The sequence below is a fragment of the Xanthomonas rydalmerensis genome (assembly GCF_033170385.1).
In the GTDB taxonomy this organism is placed as follows: domain Bacteria; phylum Pseudomonadota; class Gammaproteobacteria; order Xanthomonadales; family Xanthomonadaceae; genus Xanthomonas_A; species Xanthomonas_A rydalmerensis.
Genome location: NZ_CP126170.1, coordinates 2,349,626 through 2,370,882 on the forward strand (window position 1 = coordinate 2,349,626; position 21,257 = coordinate 2,370,882).

Below are 21,257 nucleotides of genomic sequence, written 5' to 3' on the forward strand. Positions count from 1 at the left end.
GATTCCCACGGGATCGCGTGCGGCGGTATCGGGAAGTTGCCCTGTGCCGTGTCGGGATTTTCCTGGGGGAGGTGCGCCGATGGTTCGCACGTCTAACGCTAGGCTGGCACCTGCTCCTTTGCCGGGGGCACCGTTGGACACATGTCCTTGCTAACAGCCTGGGGCGGCTGGATTTGATTGGGCACTGATGCCTGACTCTCGGACGGCATGGGCTCGGCGTGGGCAATAGCGTGCTCAAGCAGTTCGATGACCTGCGCACGCCGCTCGCCGGTTGCGCCCACGAAGAACGCGAGGAACTGGAAGGCCCCGACCAAGGATGCGACTTGCCAGATCCACGGCAAGGATGCGTTCTCCAGCAGTTTGCTGATACCCACGATGATCGCGAGCAGTCCTGGAAAAAGCCCCAGTTTCCTGATGTCGCCAGATAGCAGCATTGCTCTGCCGTCGACTCTGCTCCAGCGATGTCGGTACTGCAGCAGCGCGTACTCCAGCATGGGCTTGGGAAAGGCCTTCAGTTCCTGAAGGTACGGTGCGTCGTGGAGCATGTCGGTCTGGAACTGCTTGAAGATCGTGCCCCATGGGTTGCGCTTTTCTTCGAGGAACATTCGCCCCATGTCATAGAAGAACATCGCGAAGAACCCGACTGCGGGAATCACCGGCAGCAGCACCCAGGCATATGAAAGTTGCACAGGCAGAATCCCGGGATAGCGTCGATCAACCGCGATGGCAACTATGGCCAGTACTGTGTTGACCACAACGGCAATGATGAACCCGAGTTCTGTCCGCTTTTTAGCCTTGCTGCCTTTGGGAACGTGACGAGGCCGGTCATCCGGGCGGGTCATACGTTCAAGGAGTTGGGATAGCTGGTTGAGCGATTCTTCAGGGAAAGCCATGGCCTGGGATGAAGTTGAGGCGGCGTGCGAAGTCTAGACAGCGTTATGCCGATGGAGGATTGCCAGCATCCGTGTTTCTAGATGCGGTGCCACTTTTGGATCATCGCTTCTATGAACGGGTTCGATGCCATCACCCCCTAAGTGCTGCGTATCGCTGAGACAAACTTCCTTTATGTCTGGTGTGTGGCATGGGCGTCCCCGGCCCTCTGGGAGATGGCCGGTCGCGCTGTCGTGCTGCGCATCGAGCCCCGCTGCGCGGGTCTCGCCCCTGACGGGCTTCCATCGTTCCCTCGCTCCGCTCGGCTAACGCCTCCGGCCCGGCTTCCAGCTTCGGGCCTGCGCACTTCGCTTGCCGTGCGGTTCGGCGCAGCGGGGTGGTCGCCGCCGTGTCCAGCCGTCTTGCCTGACTTCATCACCTTGTCCGCGACTGTAGCCCGCGTCCGTGCGCCGTCAAGGCGCGCAGGGCCGTGTCCTCGGCTGCGCCTGCGGGCCGCGCCACCCCTGCGCTTTTCTCCTTGACGGCCCCCGCCCGCGCGCTCCTGACCGTCGCGGGCGATGAACTCAGGAAAGACGGTGGCAACAGGGCCAACCGGGTTCCTCGTGCCAACCGCACAGAACAGCCGGAAGGCTGGGCTCCGAATCTAGGAATCCGGTGTGCGGTGTTTCTTCAACAGCCTTTTCGTCAGGAGAAAGACCATGCAACTCGCATCCCGTTTCGCATCCCGTTCCCCGTCGCTGCGCAGCGATTGCCCGCTGTCCGATGACCAGATCCGCAGGGTGGCGCCGTCCATCTTCGCCGAGGCCCCGCACGAAAGCCGCTCCGAGCGGTACAGCTACATCCCCACCGCCGCCGTGCTGACCGAACTGCGCAAGGAAGGCTTCCAGCCCTTCGCGGTGACGCAGACCCGCGTGCGGGATGAGGGCAAGCGCGAGCACACCAAGCACATGATCCGCCTGCGCCACGCCAGCCAGATCAATGGTGCGGAGGCCAACGAAATCATCCTGCTGAACTCGCACGACGGCACCAGCAGCTACCAGATGCTGGCCGGCATGTTCCGCTTCGTCTGCCACAACGGATTGGTGTGCGGGGACACGGTGGCGGACGTGCGCGTGCCGCACAAGGGCGACGTGGCCGGGTCCGTCATCGAAGGCGCCTTCGAGGTGCTGAGCGGCTTCGAGCGGGTGCGGCAATCCCGCGACTTGATGCGCAGCGTCACGCTGGACGAGGGCGAGGCCGAGGTGTTCGCCCGCGCCGCGCTGGCGCTCAAGTACGACGACCCGAACAAGCCCGCGCCCGTGACCGAATCGCAGGTGCTGATGCCGCGCCGCTTCGATGACCGCCGGCCCGACCTGTGGACCACGTTCAACCGGGTGCAGGAAAACATCACCAAGGGCGGGCTGTCCGGACGCAGCGCCAACGGACGCCGCCAGCAGACCCGGCCCGTGCAGGGCATCGACTCCGACGTGCGCCTGAATCGCGCGCTCTGGCTGCTGGCCGATGGCCTGCGCCAACTAAAAGCTTGACCTGTTTCCCCCGTGCCTGGAGGGGAACGGTCCCCTCCATACCGCGTTTTTTACTGGATTGGAGATATCCCATGAACGCCATTACCCACAACGAAATCCGCGCCGTCGATGCCGTCGCTGTTCCGCTGGAAGCCGCCGACCCGACCAAGAACCTGATACTGGTGCCGCTGTCGCGGCTGGTGCTGCGCCCGAAGGGCCGCAACGTGCGCAAGACCCCGCGCATGTCCATCCCCGAGCTGGCGGCAAGCATCCAGCGCGTGGGGCTGCTGCAAAACCTGATCGTGATCGCCTCCGCCGATGGGGAGCATTACGAGGTGGTCGCTGGTGGCCGCAGATTGGCCGCGTTGAAGCTGCTGGCGAAGAAGCGCCGCATCAGCAAGGAATGGGAGGTGCCTTGCCTGCTGGTGGCCGACGGCACGGCCCGCACGGCGAGCCTCACGGAGAACGTGCAGCGCGAGGCCATGCACCCCGCCGACCAGTGTGAGGCCTTCGCGGCGCTGGTGGCCGAGGGCCGGCCCATCGAAGACATTGCTGCCGACTTTTCCGTGACGCCGCTGGTGGTGCAGCGCCGCTTGAAGCTGGCGAACGTCTCGCCGCGCCTGATGGCCGACTACCGCGCGGATGCCGTGAGCCTGGAGCAGTTGATGGCCCTTGCCATCACCGATGACCACGCCGCACAGGAAGCCGCGTTCTACGATGCGCCGACGTGGCAGCGCCAGCCCGCCATGCTGCGCGAGCGTCTTACTGAACGAGAAATCGACGCCTACCGGAATCCGCTGGCGCGCTTCGTCGGATTGTCTGCCTACGAGGCTGCGGGCGGCGGTGTGCGCCGTGACCTGTTCGCCGAAGCTGATACGGGCGTGTACCTGAGCGATGCCGCGCTGCTCCAACGGTTGGCCCACGAGAAGCTGGCGGGCATCGCCGCCGAAGTGAAGGCCGAGGGATGGGCCTGGGTGGAAGCCGTGCCGACCGTGACCCATGCCGACTTGCACGCCTTCCAGCGCGCGCCGCGAGAGCACCGCACCCCGACCAAGCGCGAAGCCCAGCGCATCGAGAAGCTCCAGGACAGGATGTTGGAAATCGAAGGCGCCATCGAGGCCGCGATGGACGCCGACGACGAGGAAACTGCAGAAGCCTTGCAGGAGGAAAGCGAACACATGCGCCGCCAACGGCAGGTGCTGGAGGACAGCTTGCTATGCTACGCCCCGAACGTGCTTGCCGTGGCGGGCGCCGTGGTCACCATCGATCGCAACGGTGAGGCGGCCGTGCATCGCGGGCTGATGCGCGATGCCGAGGCCAAGGCACTGCGGACGCTGGAGCGGCTACGGCAAGGCTTTGCCGATGGCGATGCGAGCAACGACGACGACGGCGAGGAAGGCCAGGGCGCAACCCAAGTCGCTCCCGTGTCCGACCGGCTGGCGCAGCGCCTGAGCGCGCACCGCACGGCGGCACTGCAAATCGAGGTGGCCCGGCATCCGCATGTGGCCCTGGCCGCCCTGGTGCATGGCATGGTGCAGTCCATCTTGCAGGACGGTCACTTCCGCCGCGATCTTCCGTTGGGCGTGACCGCCACCGCGCAAGACCGGCTGGAGCGCGTGGCCTCCGGCCTGCCCGAGTCGCCAGCGGCCGAGGCGCTGCGCGACCTAAAGTGCGGCTGGGCCGCGAAGCTGCCCGAGGACGGCGCCGAACTGTTCGCCGCATTGCTGGCGATGGAGCAGGACGAATTGGTCAGGCTGCTGGCGGTATGCGTCGGCTCCACCGTGGACGTGGTGACATTGCGCGCTGCACCTCGCCAGCCCGGCGCGGCGCTGGCGCAGGCGGTGGAGCTGGACATGGCTGCATGGTGGCGGCCCACCGCGGAGGGCTATTTCCGGCACATCTCCAAGGCCGCGATCCTGCACATCGTGGCGGAGTTCGCACCGGGACACGTCACCCGGTTGGCCAAGCTGAAAAAGGCTGACGTTGCCAGCGAAGCCGAGCGGCTGGCCGAGGGCACGGGGTGGATGCCGCCGATCTTCCGTTCCGAAGAACTGTCGCATAGCCAGGAGGACGTGCAGGCCGAAGACTCGGCGCAAGACGCTGCTGAAGACACCGGAGGCGGCGAGATCGAGGCGACCACCAAAGCGATGGCCGCTTGATCAGAAACCGGAACAGCGCCCCGGTCCCGGCCGGGGTGTTTCGTTGAAGGAGCAGCCCCATGTCTCGCAACATCGACCGCCGCCGGCGCATGTTGGCGATCTACGCACCGGGCAACGTCAGCGCTCGCCGCTGGCATGGCGCCGGCGACGTACGCGCCTGCCGCCCGCCCTCGGGCTGGTCGGCCCGGGCGAACCTGACCGATACGTACCCCACCACTGGCCGTGTTCTGCCGCGCGCAGAGTGGTGGATCATCGAAACGAAGCAACAGCCGTAATCGGTACCGCGCCCAGCCCGTTCCGGCCTGGGCGTGGGGAAAAATCCGGGCGCGGCAGTGGCCGCGCCCGGTGTTGAATGCAGCTTTCGCGCAGCCTGTGCGGCTGCGAATCCAGTGGACGAGGCCGTGCTTCAATGCAAATACCTTCGCGCCCGTGGCGCTGCGCTTGCCTTCAATGCGTGGCGTCTGGCAATGCCAGCCGCGCGATGCGCGATTGCCATGCCATGCCATGCGCTGCCGTGTGCTGGTGTGCAAGGCGGATGCCACGCGAAGGCCTGCTGCGCGACCAGAACAGCTCGTGCTTGCCACCTTCGACGGCGGCGGTTCCATACCGGGAAGCGATGAAGAACGGTTCACATGCGCGCGTCCCGCTGCCGGCCGGCTTCGCTGGTCTTCTTCCTTTAGCTGCCATGCGCTGCGCCGCTGTACGCGGCTGGGCACGTGCTCGTTGCCGGCCTTGTCGCTGGGGCGGACATGTCGATGCCGGAGGGGAGGCATGCCGGTGCAGCCGTCGTTTGGAGGCACCGAGTCCGCCATGCCACCTTCCGGGGAGGGCCGACCAGTACGTCCTTGTTTGTCGTGAATCCTGGCGAGGGCACGGCTGCGCCTTGGGCTTCATGCCCGCAACCTTCCAGCGAAAACAATTTCCCCGCCGCTGCGCGGCTTCCTCGCGCGGCAAATTCTTTTCGCTTCCAGGTTCTCCACTGCGTTGCGACCGCTGAGCGGTGCGGTCAGCCCATCCCCCGCCGGGCGGATCACAACAAGGACGCACTGGCGCGACCTTGGGTCACCCCGAAAGGAGAAATCACCATGGCAAACATCGGCACCTTCACCACCCAGAACGACGGCTACACCGGCACGCTGCGTACCCTCACGCTCAACGCGAAGGCCCGGCTGGTCACCAACGACAAGGCCGATAACGAAAAGGCCCCTGACTTCCGCCTCCAGGTCTCCGGACACGACATCGGAGCGGCATGGAAGAAGACCAGCGAAGCCGGCCGGGACTACCTGTCCGTGACCCTGGATGATCCTTCGTTCCCAGCGCCGATCTACGCCCGCCTGGTCGAAGGCGAGGACGGCAAGCACGAGCTGTTCTGGTCGCGCAGCAAGCCCCAGGCGTCCTGACGGCCGCCACCGAGCCCCGCCCATCGGCGGGGCCGGACTGCCCCGGTCGCGAGACCGGGGCAAGGCGCAGAGCCGCAGAAGCGGAGAAGCGGAGAAGCGGAGAAGCGGAGAAGCGGAGAAGCGCATCCCCACGGAAGCACAAATCCGTAAATCCGCATCTGCGCGATCGTTCGTTCGATGCTATCCGTACAAGCGCATGCGTGCTTGTGCACGCATGCACGAAGCCGCTTCCGAGAAGATGCACGAAAGCACGCACGCGTGCGTCTGTGACGCGGCCAAGGCGCCCGCATGCGCATTGCCACGATCTCGGTCTCGCCGCAGACGGCGCGCGTCTCAATCGCGTTCCAGACGCGGAGCGGCGCGATTCGGATCGAAACGGACATGCGCTGCGGTGCCGTCCTCCAGAGACTGCCCACACCCGACCTGCTTTGGCGGTCGGGGCTGTGAATCGATGGAGAACACCATGATGCGACCCAATCCCGTGCGGCCCCCGGCCGCCCCCGGCGCTGCGCCGCAGGCTGCTGCCGCTGCCGCCGCGAACCCACCGCGCTACCTCACCAACGAAGAAGCCGCAGCGCACCTGCGGCTGTCTCCGCGCACGCTCGAAAAGCTGCGCGTGATCGGTGGCGGCCCCAAGTTTCGGAAGTTCGGTCGGCGCGTGATGTACGCGGTGACCGACCTCGATGCCTGGGCGGATGCGCGCAGCTTCGAGGCCACGTCCGATCCCGAGTACGCCGAGCACCACTCGGCGGACAGCCGTGCGCGGTGACCGGCGCCGCACGGCGGGCCGCCGCGCCGTGCGAGTCGGAATCGCGGGAGCGGGAACAGCTGGACCTGTTCCGTGCCTTGCCTGGCGACATGGCGCCGCGCGACAGCCAGGACCTGATGGCCTATCCGTTCTTCTCGCTTGCGAAGTCGCGGCGCACGGCGCCGATCGACTTCCAGGCCGGGAACGTGAAGATTCGCGTGGAGGGCACCCACGAGCACGGCATCGCCACGATCTGGGATGCGGACGTCCTGATCTGGGCGGCCTCGCAGATCGTGCAGGCGCGCGATGCCGGCCTGCGGCCGTCGCGCCTGATGCAGGCCACGCCCTACGAGATCCTGCGCTTCATCGGGCGGGGGACGTCGCTGCGCGACTACCAGCGGCTCAAGGCGGCGCTGGACCGGCTGCAGTCCACCACGGTGGCCACGTCCATCCGCGAGACGACAGGGCGCCGGCTGCACCGCTTCTCCTGGATCAACGAGTGGAAGGAGCTGGCCGACACCCGTGGCGCGCCGCAGGGCATCGAACTGATCCTGCCCGACTGGTTCTTCTCGGGGGTGATGGACTCGGCGCTGGTGCTCACCATCGACCCGGGGTACTTCCGGCTGACCGGTGGCATCGAGCGCTGGTTATACCGCCTGGTGCGCAAGCACGGCGGGCGGCAGCCCGGAGGCTGGCAGTTCGACTTCCAGCACCTGTATCGCAAATCGGGAAGCGTGGCGCGCTACTACGACTTCGCGGCGGACTTGCGCGCATTGGTCGCCCGGCAGGCGTTGCCGGGGTATCGGCTGAGCATCCTGCCTGCCGAGGGCACGCAGTCGCCCTTGCTGTCGTTCCGGCCCGTGCTGCCGACGGCACGGGGATAACCGCGGTAATTCCTGTGGACGGCCTCGTGCTATCAGGCAACAGGGGCATCGTGCTATCGGGCAACGAATCCTCGTGCTATCAGGCAACAAAATCCGCCGGAAAGCCACGGCTGATGAGGCTTTCGGCTCCCCGTAACGTACCTAACCTTGTTTCTAACATTGGTGGTAGAAGCGCCGCGATTCGGTGGATAACCGTCAGCCGGCACGCGCTCGCCTCCTCGATGGGGAGGCGAGCGCCATGATCTTCGCGTTGCTCAACCAGAAGGGCGGCGTCGGCAAAACCACGCTCGCCACCCACATCGCGGGCGAGCTGGCGATACGCGGCGGGCACGTCATCCTGCTGGACGCCGACCCGCAGGGATCGGCATTGGACTGGACGCAACGGCGCGCCCAGCAGGGGCTGCCGCGGCTGTTCAGCGCCGTGGGCCTGGCACGCGAGACGCTGCACCAGGAGGCGCCGGAGCTGGCGCGCCGCGCGGATCACATCGTGATCGACGGGCCGCCGCGCATCGCCGCGCTGGCGCGCTCGGCGCTGTTGGCCGCTGACCGCGCATTGATCCCCGTACAGCCCAGCCCGTATGACCTGTGGGCTTCGGCTGAGATGGTGGCGCTGGTCCGCGAGGCGCAGGTGTTCCGGCCTGCGCTGCGCGCGGCGTTCGCCGTGAACCGGCGCGTGAGCACCACCGTCATCGGGCGGGAGGCGCGTAGCGCGCTCGCGGAGCAGCCATTGCCCGCGCTGCGCGCCGAGGTGCGCCAGCGCATAGTCTTCGCCGACAGCGCGGCCGCCGGCCGGCTCGTCCGCGAGACGGCGCCGGGCAGTTCCGCTGCGCGCGAAGTCGCCGCACTGGTGGACGAACTGTTGCGGTGGACCACATGACCGCGAAGCCGACAACTCGCGCCAAGCGCGTCGGCATCGGCGCGCGTCCGCCCGCGAATCCGCATGCCGAGGCATGGATTCGCCAGGGCGACGCCGATGCGCTCGCCAAGGGCGACCTCTACACCGCGCGCCTGACGCTCGACATCACGCCCGCCATGCGCGCACGCATCAAGGTCTCCGCGTTCACGCAGGGCGTGACCGTGGCGGAGCTGTTGCGCGGCCTGCTGGAGCGCGAGTTCCCCGACAACTCCATGGAGACGCGACCATGAACGCATCCGAATTCCCAAAAAAAGCATTCGCGGCTTGCGCCGCACGCCATGCGCCGCTGCAAGCCGCACCGCGCTCGCGACGGAGCCCCCGCGCCGTGCTCGCGGCACTGTCGGTCGCAGGCCTTGCTGCGCTCGCCTGGGCCTCGTTCGCGCATCCCGATCCGCGGCTCATCTACAACCCGTCCGACAGCGTGCCGGTCGGCTGGTACCACGTCGATCCGGTGGCCTCCGCAACATCCCAGTCGCCTGCCCGCGTGCGGGTGGGCAGCACGGTGCTGGTCCACTTGCCGGACAGCGTCGCCGCGCTCGCGTCGCAGCGTGGTTACCTCCCGGCGAACATCCCGCTACTCAAGCGCGTTGGCGCCGTGGCGCCCCAGCATGTCTGCATCGTGGCGGGGCACGTCCTGATCGACGGCGTGTCGGTGGCGCGCACGTTGACGTCGGATCGCATGGGTCGGCCGCTGCTTTCCTGGCCGGAGTGCCGCCAGCTCGCACAGGGTGAACTGTTCCTCCTCAGCGTGACCAATCCGGCGTCGTTCGACAGCCGCTACTTCGGCCCGGTCAACGCACTCGCCGTGGTCGGCATCGCGCGCCCGATCCGGCTGGAGGTGCGTCCATGACGAACGCCACATCGCTGCCTAGCGCAATGCACGTTGCCGTGCCATTCGGTGTGTCGTGCCGCTTGTCACGTTCGTGTCGTCGCGCGTGCACCGAGGGCGCTTTCGCGCTGTTCCGTGCGGTGCTGCCGAGGCGACCGCCCGACGTGCTCGAACCTGGCCGGCCCTGGATCACCGCCGTGGCTGCCGGCGCGCTGGCTGCTTGCGCAGCAGCGCCACCGGATCGCCATCGCTCGGGCACCCGGGGAGAGGCACAGGCGGAAGGCAAGACAAAAGGACGCGGCACCGGGCCGCGTCGAAAGCCAGTCTGCACGTGGGGTTGGCGCGGCACGCAGCGGCTTCGCCGCCGTGCCGCGAGGGGTGCTGGAGCTGCGCCGCTCCAGGGATGTCCGCGTGCCTCTTGCGTCCTGACGCGCTGCAACTTGCCTGGGATAGAGCCATGACCCGAAGCCGCGACGACGACTTCCGGGTGCGCCCAGGCGCCCCGAGGAACAGAGGCAAGGGGCAGGGCAAGAGCTTCGTCGCGGAGGTGCTGAAACACGCTGGCAAGGCCAGCGGCGGCAAGCCGGCGATGCGTCGTCCCACGACTGGCAGCAGCAGCGCGCGCACCGGCCAGCGGCCCGGCTCACGCCTCGGCCGCGGCCATACGGCGGCGCGCTTCGCGGGCGCGAACCTAACGCCCATGTCGCGGCGGGTGACCATCAAGACCTTGCTGGTCAACCAGCGTCAGGCCAGCTCCCGGTCGCTCGCCAAGCACCTGCGTTACATCGAGCGTGACGGCGTGGGCCGTGGGGGCGAGCCCGGGCGGGCCTACGGGCCGCAGACAGACACCGCGGACCTGGACGCCTTCAAGCAGCGCTGCGCTGACGATCGGCACCATTTCCGCTTCATCCTCTCGCCCGAGGATGCGGCGGAACTGGAAGACCTGCGAACCTACACGCGGCACCTCATGGGCCGCATGGAGGCCGACCTGGGCACGGGACTCGATTGGGTCGCGGTTGACCACTGGAACACCGACAACCCCCACACGCACATCGTCGTGCGGGGCAAGGACGACACCGGCAAGGACCTCGTCATCGCCGGCGACTACATCGCGCATGGTTTCCGGCACCGGGCCGCGGAGTTGGCGACGGAATGGCTCGGGCCGCGCACCGAGCTGGAGATCCAGCAGACCCTGGGGCGCGAGGTGGAACAGGAGCGCTGGACCAGTCTGGATCGCACCCTGCAGCGCGAGTCGGGGGAGGGTGGCCAGGTGCAGATCGAACGCTTCAGCCGGCCGGATCTGCACCGCCAGCGCCTGCTGCTGATCGGCCGGCTGCAGCGACTGCAGCGGCTGGGGTTGGCAGACGAGGTGCAGCCTGGGACGTGGACCATCCATGCCGACGCGGAGAAGACCTTGCGCACCCTGGGCGAACGGGGCGACATCATCCGCACCATGCAGCGGGCCATGTCTGGCGCCTCGCGCGAACTGGCGATATTCGAGCCGGGTGGAGATGGCCGCACCATCCTCGGCCGTGTTGCCGCGAAGGGGCTCGCGGACGAGCTGCACGACTGCGGCTATCTGGTGGTCGATGGCACCGACGGCAAGGCGCACTACGTCACGTTGAACCGGCGCGATGAACTGGCGAACTACCCCCTGGGCGCAGTGGTGGAAGTGCGCGGTACCACAGAGATGCGCACGGCCGACCGGAACATCGTCGCGCTGGCTACCGATGGCCTGTATCGCGCAGACCATCACCTGGCAGTCGAGCAGGGTCGCGCCGCGCCGGGCCGCGATCCGAGGGAGGTTGTCGCAGCGCATGTGCGCCGTCTGGAAGCACTGCGCCGGGCCGGCATCGTGGAGCGCCTGGCAGAAGGGCTTTGGAAGGTGCCGGACGACCTGGCCGAGCGTGGCCGCCAGCACAATGCGCAGAGGCTGGGTGGCGTCGCCGTGGAGCTGAAATCGCACCTGCCCATCGAGCGCCAGATCCGCGTCATCGGAGCGACCTGGCTGGACCAGCAATTGATCGGTGGTGGCGCGGGAGTAGGGGACCTGGGCTTTGGTGCGGACGCCAAGCTGGCCATGCGGCAGCGCGCCGACTTCCTGCTGGAGCAGGGGCTTGCGGAGCAACGTGGGCAACGTATCCTCCTGGCCCGCAATCTGCTGGGTACGCTGCGCGGCCGGGAGCTCGCGCAAGCCGCGAAGGACATCGCCGCAGATAATGGCCTGGTGCATCGGCCGGTGCCTGACGGACAGCGCGTGGCAGGCGTCTACCGGCGCTCCATCATGCTCGCCAGTGGGCGCTACGCGATGCTGGACGATGGCATCGGCTTCAGCCTGGTTCCATGGCGGCCCGTCATCGAGCCGCGGCTGGGGAAGCAGCTTTCCGCGACGGTGCGCGGTGGGTCCGTGACGTGGGACGTAGGGCGGCAGCGCGGGCCGTCGATCGGGTGAAAACAAAGCCGCCAAGCCTGGCGCTGCTATTAACCATCGACGTACCTATGTGTTGGGCTGCTGTGCGGCCCCCGCGCGCTCAGGACTTCATTTGCCTCGTGCGCGGTTTATTGACCCCATAAAGTGAGATGCGCAGAAACAAATTCCATTCCGCAGTAGGGAAGCGGTGCGACGACCGTCCCACTACGATCGGCCCCCGTCTCAGGGGCACGCGCTGCAACAGGTGGGACCTGTTTTTGGCGTTGCAGCGGGCAGGCACTGGCCCAACTTTTCCGGAGGTCCTTTCCGATGGCGGCGAGCACGCGGCACTGATCTCGCGCCGAAAAGCATCGGATTGCGAGGACCACGCTGACGAAAACGTTTGCGCCTGAAATTTTCAGAACGGTAGTAGCGATCAGGCGATTCCTGGGGCCGCCCGGCGACTGACCAGATCGCGAAGTTGAACGGAAGCCAAGTGCCTGAGAGATAGCGCTATCAAAACTCGATGCGCCGCACATTCGCGCGGTAGGGATACATGAACGATAGATCGTCTACACCGGGAGGCCATATGCAATGAGGTAGCTGATGAGGGAATAAGCAGGAGACAAGACCCGATGGATTGGAGTTCAACAAGGAAAAACAATATGGAACTACGCCATCTTCGGTGCTTCCAAGTGGTAGCCGAAGAACTTCACTTTTCGCGTGCGGCTGAGCGCTTGCACATTGAGCAATCACCGCTTTCCCGCACCATCAAGGAATTGGAGGCGGACCTGGGAACACCTTTGTTCGTGCGGACCACCCGCAGCACGCGATTGACGCGTGCCGGCATGCTTTTCAAGGAGCGCGTACCGCGGATTTTTGCCGCGCTCCACCAGGCCTGCGATGGCGCCAAGGCCGTGGCCAGCGGGTTCAATGGCCAACTGCGCATCGCACTTTCGGACGGCATCACGCCTTCCGGGCTCCCCACGCTACTCGCCCGATGCCGTGAAGAAGAGCCGGAGACCGACATCAAGCTGTACGAGGTCACGCTGTCCGAGCAGATCGCTGGACTTCGGGACGACCTGTACGACATCGGGTTCGCCCAGTCTGGCGACGTTGGCGATGGCCTCATTGCCGAGGCGGTCTGGGCCGAGGAGCTGGCCGTGGCTGTGCCATCGCGACACCCGCTTCTGGCGCACAAGCATCTGGCGCTCGAAGAGGTGATCCGCTATCCACTGGTGCTATGCGACCCCAAGGCATACGAAGGCCAGGCAATGCAGGTGGAGCGCATCCTTCAGCGAACGGGTATGGAGCCGCTGGTAGCGGAGCGCGTCGCCTCGTTAGATTTGATGATCGCCATGGTGTCTGCGGGATTGGCGCTGGGGCTGGCAGGTGCGTCCTACATCGCGCCCAGCCGCGCTGGCGTGGTGATGCGTCCGTTTGCGGCCCCAGTCCCCATGCTCACCACCTATCTGTTGCGCCCCGACAAGGCGCCGTCGGAAGCGCTGGCCCGGTTCATTGCCCGCGCCCAGGCGGTCGGCTCCATGGATGGTTTCGTTGGATGCGGCCCTAGCGTCAGATTCCAAGCTGCGGTTTAGCCGAATCAGCACCAGCGCGAGGCCGCTGAGCGCGCCTGCGCGCTGGCTCTGGAGGCTGCGCCAGCCAAGCGCCGCGCTGCTCAAACGCACGGCGCCTGGCATCGTCTTCCCCATATTCGGTCACGGAGAACTGCTTGCGTCGGGTACCTCCAGTGGCCAGCGCACATTCCGCCACCCAGTAGTCGCGGCAGACATGCACACCGCTGCGCAGTCTCCAATTGAGCTGAGTGCGATAGACCCGCTTGTCTGGTGAAGGTTGATGCTTGCTTTCACCAGCCTGCGTCTTCTCACGCTTGGGCATGGCGGGTTCGACAACGGCGCTTGGCGCCGGGCCAGGCGGCACAGCATCTGGATGATGCACGAACCAGCCGTCGAGCAACTTGAGCAGCTCCAGCCGTGCTTCTATTGCCTTTTGGCGGGCCGTCTCTTCGCCGTACTTGCCCACCGCGAAGGTGCGCCTGCGCGTCGTGCCATCCGGCAGAGATACCATCGCGCACCACCGTACAAAGCCTTTTTTTTCCTCGCGGCGCGACACGCCCGGGACACCGGAAGTGTTGTTGCTGCGGAGGATCGTTCCGAACTCGCTCCGGCTCATCGCGGGAATCGTCTTCAGGACCTCGTCGCGATAGGCGATCGCCGCAGCTTTCGCTTTCTCCGGGTCGCCATAGGTGGCAACGCGGAACTCCTGGTGGAAACGCTCGCCTCGGCGGGCGATCATCACCGACCACCTCAGGAGCCTTCCGCTTTCGTACCTTGGGGTCAGCCCGTAGATCTTTTCGGGTCTCTCTGGTCCTGAAGAACTTGGCACTCCTGCACAAGTGGGCGTGGCGATTGGACGTGTATGCATTGCGTCCAGGGTGCAATCAGGCCGCGATGGCGGCCTTGGTTGGCTTGAACTCGGGAAGCCAGGATGCCCCCACCCATTCTCCGGTGCGCACCAGGTTCATGGTTTGCAGTGTCTTGCCCGGGCCACCGAAAGCGCACTGCACTGCCCAGGTCTGACCGTCGAATCCAGGCACCAGGAAGCAAGCCATCTCCGGCAATGCGAGTAACGCGTCATCGCCATCCTCTGCCAGCAGTGCCACGACATCCCGCGAGGTAGCCGTCGCCACGTCGAGTCCCTTGGGCCAATCACCTTTCCACGGCGCGGCTGGCCGGGACAAGGGAGTATGAAAGGTCAGGGCGTGCAGACCCCACAGCTGCTCATGGTCGGGTAGGGTAGGGTCCATGCACTGCAACATGAGATCCAGCCCTAGGCAATCCACGCTGACGGGATACGGGTCGGCATCACGGCCTCGACGAAGATCCCTGACTGGCGGCTGCAACGACATCAACGCCTTCTGCAGCGGTTCCTGGCGACTGTAGCGGCCAATATTGCGCAACAGCATGTCGGGTAGAGGATCGAATCGGATGGGCATACAGCAACTCCCGTAAAGATCAGGCCGATCAGCGATTCGAGCGCAGAAATGCCAGGTACTTTGGATCCTCATCCGAAAACAACTCATCGCCCTCCTGCATATGGGCTTGCGCCAGCATCTGCTTGGCTTGCGTCGTCTCCCCCAGTTCGAGGGCCGACTGGCCCACCCGTAGCAACAGGTAAGGGTTGCCCTGACCGCCTGGTCCACTCATGGCGTCGAGAAACGAGATGCGCGCCATCCTGAAATCGGAGAGGTTGAAATACGCCTCGCCCAGCGAGCCGTTCAACCAAGTCCATGCCTCCCACTCATGCTGTGGTTCGGGCAACAGGTCGAGGGCCTGCTGCAGCGGCTCGATGGCAGCCGAAGGCCTGTCGCTCTCCAATGCGTCGTTGGCCTTTTCCGACAGCGCGGTCACCTTCTCGTAGATCTCGTCGGGCAACTCGGGGCCGGTATCGTCCTCAACATCATCACTCGCCATCATTTACTCGCTTTTTGACTTGGTCCAGTGCAAACTTCAAGTATTTCGGGTCCTCACTGGCATAACCTCTTCTTCCACCCATCTCATATGCCTTGATAAGATTTTGCGCTGCCAACTCGTGCCTGCCGGATTCGTAATATATCTTTCCAAGCAGAAGGTAAGGTTTGGGGTCGCCCGGAAGAGGGTCGCATTTGAACAACTCTTTCACCCAATTCTCGGCAGCGGAAAAATCTTTCCTCTCGATATAAAAGCCAGCAATCGTCTTTATCACGCTCTCAGACGAGTCCCAGGAATGCTTGGGTTCCGGAAATGCATCCCAACTCTCCATAAGTTGGGCTTCCGCCAAAGCGTAATCCCCTGAAGCCTTGGCGTCCCTGTATACCTTCCCGTTTTGGACCAATTTATCCAACACCTCGGAAGGAAGGCTTTTAACGTCCATTGCAATCCACCATCACAAATGACCTGAATGCCTAGCGCTTTTGTCGTGACAGCGCAAATTGAAGATATTTAGGATCTTCGCCCACATATCCTCGTCGACCACCCATTTCGTACGCCTTCAAAAACTCCTGCGCAGCCATGTCCTTGCGTCCGGACTCGAAATACACCTTTCCACGAATGATATGTGGCTTAGGATCATTCGGCAGCAAGTTACACCGAAAAAGCTCATCCACCCAGCTTTCGGCACTTGAGTAGTTTTTCTGCTCCATGTAGAAGCCGATGATGTCTTTTATCAGACTCTTCGAAGAACTCCAGAGGTGCTTCGGCTGTGGGTAGATATCCCACATGGCGAGGAGCATCTTTTCTGCCTGGGGGTAGTCGTTTGCTTTAATCGACTGCTGGTAGGCCTTACCGAGTTCAACTTCTTTCTCACCAATATCGACTGGCAAATCCTGTGCTGACACTTTGATTTCCTTCTACTTCAAGGGAGGCAGATACGTCTCTCCTAAACTGGCACCCGATGACCTGTTCAAGGAAAAATGATCCAATACATAATTATCCGGATTATTCATAAACGCTCTAACCTCTGGGGATCTTGCTCCGAACTTCCGGCCTTCCTCATTCCAATACGATACAGCATCCCGTGGGTAATGGGCCATATCTGCCTCGTCAATCTTATACCACTCTCCATCCGAGGCCTTGAATTCTTGCTCTCCCGTACGGGGATTGTTTCTTATCTTACCCTCGCTCTCCATCCTTTCAATCACCTTCTTGCCGGTGGCCGATTTCTTACCTGGCGTCTTGCCTAGGAACAGTTCACGTAGGCTGCGGGCTTTGATCTTTACGCCATTCGCCTTCCGGGTTGAAAATTCTTTGACCGACTTACCCTTCTTCGTGAGGACCCTGTATTCCTCCACGGGCACTCCTGCCGCTTCAGCCGCCTCCGCCGCCTTGGACGCTTCACCCGGTTTGGCGACAGTCCCCAGCTCGTCGCCCACCTTGGCGCCAGCTCCAGCGCCTTCAGCTGCTTTCCCACCGGCTCCAGCGCCCTCAGCCGCTTTCCCACCGGCAGACAAGCCTTCGCCAGCCTTGCTGCCTGCACTGACTGCATCCGCCGCCTTCACACCAGCGCTTGCGGCTTCTACTGCTTTCGCACCCTGTGCCAGCTTGGCCACATCGCCGACGACCAGCACCAGGCTTCCTATCTCCAAGCCGGCCCGCGTTACCGCCTCGACGTAGTTGCCCTTTTCCCAGGCGTCCGTCACCGGCTTGGTCAATTCATGGCCCGCGGCCTTAGCGGCCTGCTTGAGCGTTTCCAGGCAGACATTGCCCAACCGAATCTGCTCTGCGAGGATCTGCGCATCCAGATTGCTATGAAGCGCTCCTGCGATGTTGCCCTTCTTGCCGACTGTGTAGAGAAGCTGCCCCAGCCCAAGGCCGATGTCCTTGACGAAGCCCAGCGCTCCTCGCGCCACCTGCCCGCCATAGTGACCCGCCGTGGACCACCCGCCCTCGTTTTTCATGTCGATCGAGGCGATGGTCTCGTCCGCTGATTTGCTCCAATCGCCAAATCGGATGTATTCATCCAATTGGTCCGGATTCATGAAGCTCAGCTTCTCTTTGAGTTGCTGCAGCCTTTCCAGCTCCGGTGAGGTCTTCGGTGGGTCGTTGCAGGGCAGTTTGCCGTTCTTCACCACTCCGGCTGGCGCACTCTGCTCTGTGATGAGTTTGCCGACGGTGTTGGGCCCACCCGGCCCGACGTTCATCTGTACTATCGTGTCGTGGCGCGCACAGATCAGTCCGTTGACTTTCACGCTTGTGTTGTCGCCGATCAGCCGTACGTGCCCAGGCTGCTGCGACGTCTGGGACACGACGCCCATACCCGCGTTTGCATCTGTGCCGCGGACCCAGTCGGTCAATCGATACACTGGCATGCCACGCGCGTACACGTTCGGGGAATACTTCAATTTGTTCGACAGGCTCCTGAAACTGTCGAACGGGACGGCAGTGCCGCCGACCTTGCATACATCCGGTGTCGTGCAGACCGCGATCCACTTCGCGGTCGCTTCGGCGATGTGTTTTCTAGCCATGACCCACCTCCGTCGAAGCCCGCTGGCGGTGGATATGGACAGGCTGCTCGGCGCCACGCTGCGCCGGCCCGGAGGGAATGCCAGCCAACATGACCTTGCGCAGCCCCCATTCCTTGGGCACTGCGCGGCGCCACACCATTTGCAGCGACAGCCTGTCGAGATCGATGGTCACCGTGTCCAGCCGTAGCGGAAGGGGCTGTGTCAGCCCGTCCTCGTCAGTGAGCAAGCTCAGGATGTCGATACCCGGAAGCTGGGTGTCGATACGGCCGGTGGGGTCGCAGCCGATCAACGTGACGGGTTCATTCCCTTTCAGCCAGCCGTTCGCGATCAGGTCGGGCTGCGCGGATTGGTAGAACGCGAAATCGAAGTCCGGCGGCAGGTATGGGAAGTGCTCCGCTCGCCAAGCGTCGTCATAGGTGCCGGCATGGCGGGCGCGCTGCGGGTTCCAGCGGGGCAGGGGGCCAAAGCAGACGGGCGCAAGCCGCTCACGGATGTCGCGCAGCGGCTTTTGTACGTCCTCGATCTGCGGGGCAAGGTAGAACTGGGCGCGATCTAGTTCGGCATCGCCCACATAGCCCCTGCCCACCGGATTGGGCTGGTAGGCATCGAAGGCCTGGGCGTCGTGGATGTCGTCGGTGGCCGGCCCGCAGTAGCGCGCTCGGCGTACCGCGCCGCCGTACGCCGCCCCCGCGTGCAGGGGCACGGCGGTCGTTGGCTCGGGCTTGGTCAGGTGCCAGCCGCGCAGCGGCGTCCAGTGCCACGCACGCAGCCCGGTGACCTGCGCGGTCTTGGTGAGCGGGCCGACACGCACGCCGATGGGCCAGTGCGTCGCGGGCTTGCCGTCCAGGGGGCGGGCGTGGCCGAGCACGTGCACGTCCGTGCGCTGCTTGCCGACGACGAGGTGGGTTTCTTCCAGGAACGGCGTGCTCTCGGGCGCGCCGACGTAGCGGTCCACGCACTGGATGGGCATTTGCTCATCCATGGCCAGCACGGGCTGTCCGTGGGCGAGGGTGAAGCTGCCCGCCACGATGACGACATCGAAGAAGCGGCCTTTGGTGGTCGCTTTCTCGATGACCATGTGCGGGAACGGGCTGTGGTTTTCGACGTCCATGCCAGTCCAGGGCGAATCAGTTCAGGTGGATGTCTTCGCCCTGGATCACCACGTTGTCGCCATCGGCCGTGATCTGGATGAGCTTGCCGTTGACGCTGACCGTGCCGTCGTCCTTCATCTCCAGCACGGACTTGCCCACCTTGAGGGTGATGCTGGTTTCGTCCATGACCAGGCTGGAGCCGCCTTTTCCTTCAGAGCCACCGGAGGGTGCTGTGATGTTCTTGGAGACTGCACCGGCCGCCGCGCTTCCACCGCCCCCACCCACGGTGAGCGCGTACTTCTTGCCCGCCGTGTGGGTGTGCTCCATCCCGATGGTGTCGCTGCGGTTCATGCCCACGTTGGTCATCATCGTGATGCCCACGTTGAGGTTGTAGGCCACGCCGACGTTGGCCATCTTGAAGACACCCGTGGTCTGGATGCAGCCCACGCCGATGGTTTCGGTCTTCAGCAGGCCCACCGTGGTGGTCCAATTTTTCGAGATGGAATCGGTCTCGCTGCGGCCTACGGTTTTGCTGCGGTTCTTGCCGATGCGGATGTCTTCGTTGATACCCACCATCTCGTCGCGGTTGTCGCCGATCGAGATCGTCTCGTTGTGGTCCACCCGCTCCTTGCGGTTGGAGTGGATGGTGATGGTCTCGTCGCCATCGACTTCCTCGGTGCGCCAGCCGTGCACCGTGATCTTCTCGTTCCGATCCACCGTTTCGGTCCGGTCCCGGTGGATCACGTTCGTCTCGTCCCGGTCGATCGTCTTGCGCCGGTCCTGGCCCACCCACTTGTCCTCGTCGTTCTCGACCTCGGTGAGCTGGTCCTTCTGCGCATGCAGCCACAGCTGCTCCGCGCCCTTCTTGTCCTCGAAGCGGATCGCGTTCGCGTCGCCCGCGCCGTTCTTCATCCCGTCGCCGAACGCCCCGCCCTTGCTGGACTTCGTCTTGATGCCCGACTGCGTCGCATTGCCCGGCAAGGCCCACGGCGGCATGTTCGCGGCGTTGTAGACGCTGCCTACGACCAGGGGATAGTCGGGATCACCGTTGAGGAAATCGACCAACACTTCGTGCCCGATGCGCGGGATCGAGATCGCCCCGAACCCCGAGCCCGCCCAGCTCGTGGCCACCCGCATCCAGCAGCTCGAGTTCTCGTCCATCGCCCCCAGCCGGTCCCAGTGGAACTGCACCTTGATGCGGCCGTATTCGTCGGTCCAGATCTCCTCGCCCGCCGGGCCCACCACGACGGCGGTCTGCGGACCGGTGGTCCGTGGTTTGGGTGTTTTTCTTGCGGGGGTGTAGGGCAGGCTCGTGGGCTGGGCCGTGAGGCTGAACTTCTGGAAGGAGCCGTGCTCCTCGTTGTGCTTGAGCGTCTCGCCCGGCCTGGCGCTGTTGGCTGACGATGTGCGCGGGTTCTCGTGCAGGTGGTAGGTGACCCCGGTGATGAGGTATTGCCGGTTCTGGTCGCCGCGCGGGTAGTTCTCCAGCGTGAAGGTGTAGCCCGGCGCCAGGCTTCGGTGGCGCGATTCGCCCTTGACGGCGCTGTGGCCCGTCAGGCCCTCCTGCAGGCGCACGCGCGCGTATTGCTCGCCGTCGCCGTGCTGCACGTAGCCGCCCGGCCATTCGTAGATCTCGTACGCATCGTGCGCATGGCCCGGGGGCTGCTGGCGCATGTTGGAGAGGTCCGACCTCGGCTTCTTGAAGTCGTAGTCGTCGTTGTAGTACCGCCCGGGCTTGATCTCCTCGCCCAGGGTCCAGGCGTGGATGTTCTCGCGGTCGGCCGTGGCCGACTTCTCGGGCGGGTAGAACGGGATCACCGCCGCGCCCGGCAGGGGCTCGTGCCCGGCCACGATGTCGTCGGCGATCACCAGGGTGTGCTGGCCGCTCGCGTGCTGGAAGTAGTAATACGCGCCCTCGTGCTCCAGCAGCCGCGAGACGAAGTCGAAGTCGCTCTCGCCGTACTGCACGCAGTAGTCCCAGGCGCGGTAGGCACGCGTGAGCTTGAGCTGCAGCGGGTAGCCGTAGCAGCCCAGCACCTCCTGGACGATCTGCGGGACGGTCTTGAACTGGAAGATGCGGAAGTCCTGCCGCCGCGTGGCCACCCAGAGCCAGGGCTGCAGGCGCAGGTGGTAGGAATAGAGCCGATGGTCCTGCCCCTGCATGCCGAAGCGCGTGACCAGGCCGTCCAGGTACCGCTTGCCGCCGCCTTCGGTCTCGATCTCCACCGTCGCCGTCTTGCCGAGCAGCGCCTTGGGATCGATGTCGCGCCCCTCCGAGAGCAGGTCGATGTCGAAGGAGAAAAGCTGGCTCAGCTCCTCGCTGCCCCGCAGCTGCCGGAACTGCAACTGCTCTCCCAGGGGCGTCTGGATGGTGACGCGGCGTGTCATTTTGCATGGGTGAG

Annotated in this window: 20 protein-coding genes; 11 read left to right on the forward strand and 9 right to left on the reverse strand. The window is 64.7% G+C overall.

Going from position 1 to position 21,257, the window contains the following annotated elements; all coding sequences use genetic code 11:
* Window positions 1-98: 98 nt before the first annotated feature.
* Window positions 99-893: a hypothetical protein gene (locus QN245_RS09760; protein WP_317845166.1), complete on the reverse strand. Its 795-nt coding sequence runs from the start codon at window positions 891-893 to the stop codon at window positions 99-101.
* 696 nt (window positions 894-1,589) lie between these two features.
* Between QN245_RS09760 and QN245_RS09765 the strand changes: the two genes are divergently transcribed.
* From QN245_RS09765 to QN245_RS09815, 11 genes are all read left to right on the forward strand, one after another.
* Window positions 1,590-2,417: a DUF932 domain-containing protein gene (locus QN245_RS09765; RefSeq protein WP_317845167.1), complete on the forward strand. Its 828-nt coding sequence runs from the start codon at window positions 1,590-1,592 to the stop codon at window positions 2,415-2,417.
* Window positions 2,418-2,488: 71 nt separating this feature from the next.
* Window positions 2,489-4,555 carry a ParB/RepB/Spo0J family partition protein gene (locus tag QN245_RS09770; protein ID WP_317845168.1) on the forward strand — a complete coding sequence of 689 codons (2,067 nt, stop codon included), beginning with the start codon at window positions 2,489-2,491 and terminating at the stop codon, window positions 4,553-4,555.
* 59 nt (window positions 4,556-4,614) lie between these two features.
* Window positions 4,615-4,830, forward strand: coding sequence for a hypothetical protein (locus tag QN245_RS09775; protein ID WP_317845169.1), 216 nt, complete (start codon window positions 4,615-4,617; stop codon window positions 4,828-4,830).
* Window positions 4,831-5,640: 810 nt separating this feature from the next.
* Window positions 5,641-5,955, forward strand: a complete 315-nt coding sequence (locus QN245_RS09780; protein WP_317845170.1) for a DUF736 domain-containing protein — start codon at window positions 5,641-5,643, stop codon at window positions 5,953-5,955.
* Between the two features lie 463 nt (window positions 5,956-6,418).
* Window positions 6,419-6,724: a helix-turn-helix domain-containing protein gene (locus tag QN245_RS09785; RefSeq protein WP_428987065.1), complete on the forward strand. Its 306-nt coding sequence runs from the start codon at window positions 6,419-6,421 to the stop codon at window positions 6,722-6,724.
* An 89-nt stretch (window positions 6,725-6,813) separates the two neighbouring features.
* Window positions 6,814-7,587 (forward strand): replication initiator protein A, encoded by a 774-nt coding sequence (locus QN245_RS09790; RefSeq protein WP_317845341.1) that lies wholly within the window; start codon window positions 6,814-6,816, stop codon window positions 7,585-7,587.
* A gap of 238 nt (window positions 7,588-7,825) precedes the next feature.
* Window positions 7,826-8,464 (forward strand): ParA family partition ATPase, encoded by a 639-nt coding sequence (gene parA / locus QN245_RS09795; protein WP_317845171.1) that lies wholly within the window; start codon window positions 7,826-7,828, stop codon window positions 8,462-8,464.
* Window positions 8,461-8,733 (forward strand): chromosome partitioning protein ParB, encoded by a 273-nt coding sequence (locus QN245_RS09800; protein WP_317845172.1) that lies wholly within the window; start codon window positions 8,461-8,463, stop codon window positions 8,731-8,733. Before parA ends, QN245_RS09800 begins: the two co-directional genes overlap by 4 nt.
* Complete coding sequence (locus QN245_RS09805) at window positions 8,730-9,353, forward strand: S26 family signal peptidase (RefSeq protein ID WP_317845173.1); 624 nt, start codon at window positions 8,730-8,732, stop codon at window positions 9,351-9,353. Before QN245_RS09800 ends, QN245_RS09805 begins: the two co-directional genes overlap by 4 nt.
* 436 nt (window positions 9,354-9,789) lie before the next feature.
* On the forward strand, window positions 9,790-11,784 hold the full coding sequence (locus tag QN245_RS09810) for a relaxase/mobilization nuclease domain-containing protein (protein WP_317845174.1): 1,995 nt from the start codon (window positions 9,790-9,792) through the stop codon (window positions 11,782-11,784).
* 623 nt (window positions 11,785-12,407) lie between these two features.
* A complete protein-coding gene (locus QN245_RS09815) occupies window positions 12,408-13,340 on the forward strand; it encodes a LysR substrate-binding domain-containing protein (RefSeq protein WP_317845175.1) in 933 nt (310 codons plus the stop codon).
* On the opposite strand, the gene QN245_RS09820 is transcribed toward QN245_RS09815, so the two are convergent.
* From QN245_RS09820 to QN245_RS09855, 8 genes are all read right to left on the reverse strand, one after another.
* Complete coding sequence (locus QN245_RS09820) at window positions 13,318-14,058, reverse strand: AP2/ERF family transcription factor (RefSeq protein WP_317845176.1); 741 nt, start codon at window positions 14,056-14,058, stop codon at window positions 13,318-13,320. The genes QN245_RS09815 and QN245_RS09820 overlap by 23 nt on opposite strands.
* A 145-nt stretch (window positions 14,059-14,203) precedes the next feature.
* The gene (locus tag QN245_RS09825) at window positions 14,204-14,758 is read right to left on the reverse strand and encodes a hypothetical protein (protein ID WP_317845177.1); all 555 of its coding nucleotides are present in this window, start codon (window positions 14,756-14,758) and stop codon (window positions 14,204-14,206) included.
* A gap of 28 nt (window positions 14,759-14,786) precedes the next feature.
* Window positions 14,787-15,239 (reverse strand): tetratricopeptide repeat protein, encoded by a 453-nt coding sequence (locus QN245_RS09830; protein WP_317845178.1) that lies wholly within the window; start codon window positions 15,237-15,239, stop codon window positions 14,787-14,789.
* Window positions 15,226-15,675, reverse strand: coding sequence for a tetratricopeptide repeat protein (locus QN245_RS09835; protein WP_317845179.1), 450 nt, complete (start codon window positions 15,673-15,675; stop codon window positions 15,226-15,228). The genes QN245_RS09830 and QN245_RS09835 overlap by 14 nt, the downstream gene beginning before the upstream one ends.
* Window positions 15,676-15,706: 31 nt before the next feature.
* A complete protein-coding gene (locus tag QN245_RS09840; RefSeq protein WP_317845180.1) occupies window positions 15,707-16,138 on the reverse strand; it encodes a tetratricopeptide repeat protein in 432 nt (143 codons plus the stop codon).
* A 12-nt stretch (window positions 16,139-16,150) separates the two neighbouring features.
* Window positions 16,151-17,764, reverse strand: a complete 1,614-nt coding sequence (locus QN245_RS09845; protein WP_317845181.1) for a PAAR-like domain-containing protein — start codon at window positions 17,762-17,764, stop codon at window positions 16,151-16,153.
* Complete coding sequence (locus QN245_RS09850) at window positions 17,757-18,875, reverse strand: DUF2169 family type VI secretion system accessory protein (protein WP_317845182.1); 1,119 nt, start codon at window positions 18,873-18,875, stop codon at window positions 17,757-17,759. The genes QN245_RS09845 and QN245_RS09850 overlap by 8 nt, the downstream gene beginning before the upstream one ends.
* A gap of 16 nt (window positions 18,876-18,891) precedes the next feature.
* The gene (locus tag QN245_RS09855) at window positions 18,892-21,243 is read right to left on the reverse strand and encodes a type VI secretion system Vgr family protein (RefSeq protein WP_317845183.1); all 2,352 of its coding nucleotides are present in this window, start codon (window positions 21,241-21,243) and stop codon (window positions 18,892-18,894) included.
* Between the last annotated feature and the right edge of the window lie 14 nt (window positions 21,244-21,257).

What these genes read in the sequence shown, in the direction of transcription:
- QN245_RS09760 (WP_317845166.1), bottom strand. Translation starts at nt 893, where the DNA reads ATGGCTTTCCCTGAAGAATCGCTCAACCAGCTATCCCAACTCCTTGAA.
- QN245_RS09765 (WP_317845167.1), top strand. Translation starts at nt 1,590, where the DNA reads ATGCAACTCGCATCCCGTTTCGCATCCCGTTCCCCGTCGCTGCGCAGC.
- QN245_RS09770 (WP_317845168.1), top strand. Translation starts at nt 2,489, where the DNA reads ATGAACGCCATTACCCACAACGAAATCCGCGCCGTCGATGCCGTCGCT.
- QN245_RS09775 (WP_317845169.1), top strand. Translation starts at nt 4,615, where the DNA reads ATGTCTCGCAACATCGACCGCCGCCGGCGCATGTTGGCGATCTACGCA.
- QN245_RS09780 (WP_317845170.1), top strand. Translation starts at nt 5,641, where the DNA reads ATGGCAAACATCGGCACCTTCACCACCCAGAACGACGGCTACACCGGC.
- QN245_RS09785 (WP_428987065.1), top strand. Translation starts at nt 6,419, where the DNA reads ATGATGCGACCCAATCCCGTGCGGCCCCCGGCCGCCCCCGGCGCTGCG.
- QN245_RS09790 (WP_317845341.1), top strand. Translation starts at nt 6,814, where the DNA reads ATGGCGCCGCGCGACAGCCAGGACCTGATGGCCTATCCGTTCTTCTCG.
- parA (WP_317845171.1), top strand. Translation starts at nt 7,826, where the DNA reads ATGATCTTCGCGTTGCTCAACCAGAAGGGCGGCGTCGGCAAAACCACG.
- QN245_RS09800 (WP_317845172.1), top strand. Translation starts at nt 8,461, where the DNA reads ATGACCGCGAAGCCGACAACTCGCGCCAAGCGCGTCGGCATCGGCGCG.
- QN245_RS09805 (WP_317845173.1), top strand. Translation starts at nt 8,730, where the DNA reads ATGAACGCATCCGAATTCCCAAAAAAAGCATTCGCGGCTTGCGCCGCA.
- QN245_RS09810 (WP_317845174.1), top strand. Translation starts at nt 9,790, where the DNA reads ATGACCCGAAGCCGCGACGACGACTTCCGGGTGCGCCCAGGCGCCCCG.
- QN245_RS09815 (WP_317845175.1), top strand. Translation starts at nt 12,408, where the DNA reads ATGGAACTACGCCATCTTCGGTGCTTCCAAGTGGTAGCCGAAGAACTT.
- QN245_RS09820 (WP_317845176.1), bottom strand. Translation starts at nt 14,058, where the DNA reads ATGATCGCCCGCCGAGGCGAGCGTTTCCACCAGGAGTTCCGCGTTGCC.
- QN245_RS09825 (WP_317845177.1), bottom strand. Translation starts at nt 14,758, where the DNA reads ATGCCCATCCGATTCGATCCTCTACCCGACATGCTGTTGCGCAATATT.
- QN245_RS09830 (WP_317845178.1), bottom strand. Translation starts at nt 15,239, where the DNA reads ATGATGGCGAGTGATGATGTTGAGGACGATACCGGCCCCGAGTTGCCC.
- QN245_RS09835 (WP_317845179.1), bottom strand. Translation starts at nt 15,675, where the DNA reads ATGGACGTTAAAAGCCTTCCTTCCGAGGTGTTGGATAAATTGGTCCAA.
- QN245_RS09845 (WP_317845181.1), bottom strand. Translation starts at nt 17,764, where the DNA reads ATGGCTAGAAAACACATCGCCGAAGCGACCGCGAAGTGGATCGCGGTC.
- QN245_RS09850 (WP_317845182.1), bottom strand. Translation starts at nt 18,875, where the DNA reads ATGGACGTCGAAAACCACAGCCCGTTCCCGCACATGGTCATCGAGAAA.
- QN245_RS09855 (WP_317845183.1), bottom strand. Translation starts at nt 21,243, where the DNA reads ATGACACGCCGCGTCACCATCCAGACGCCCCTGGGAGAGCAGTTGCAG.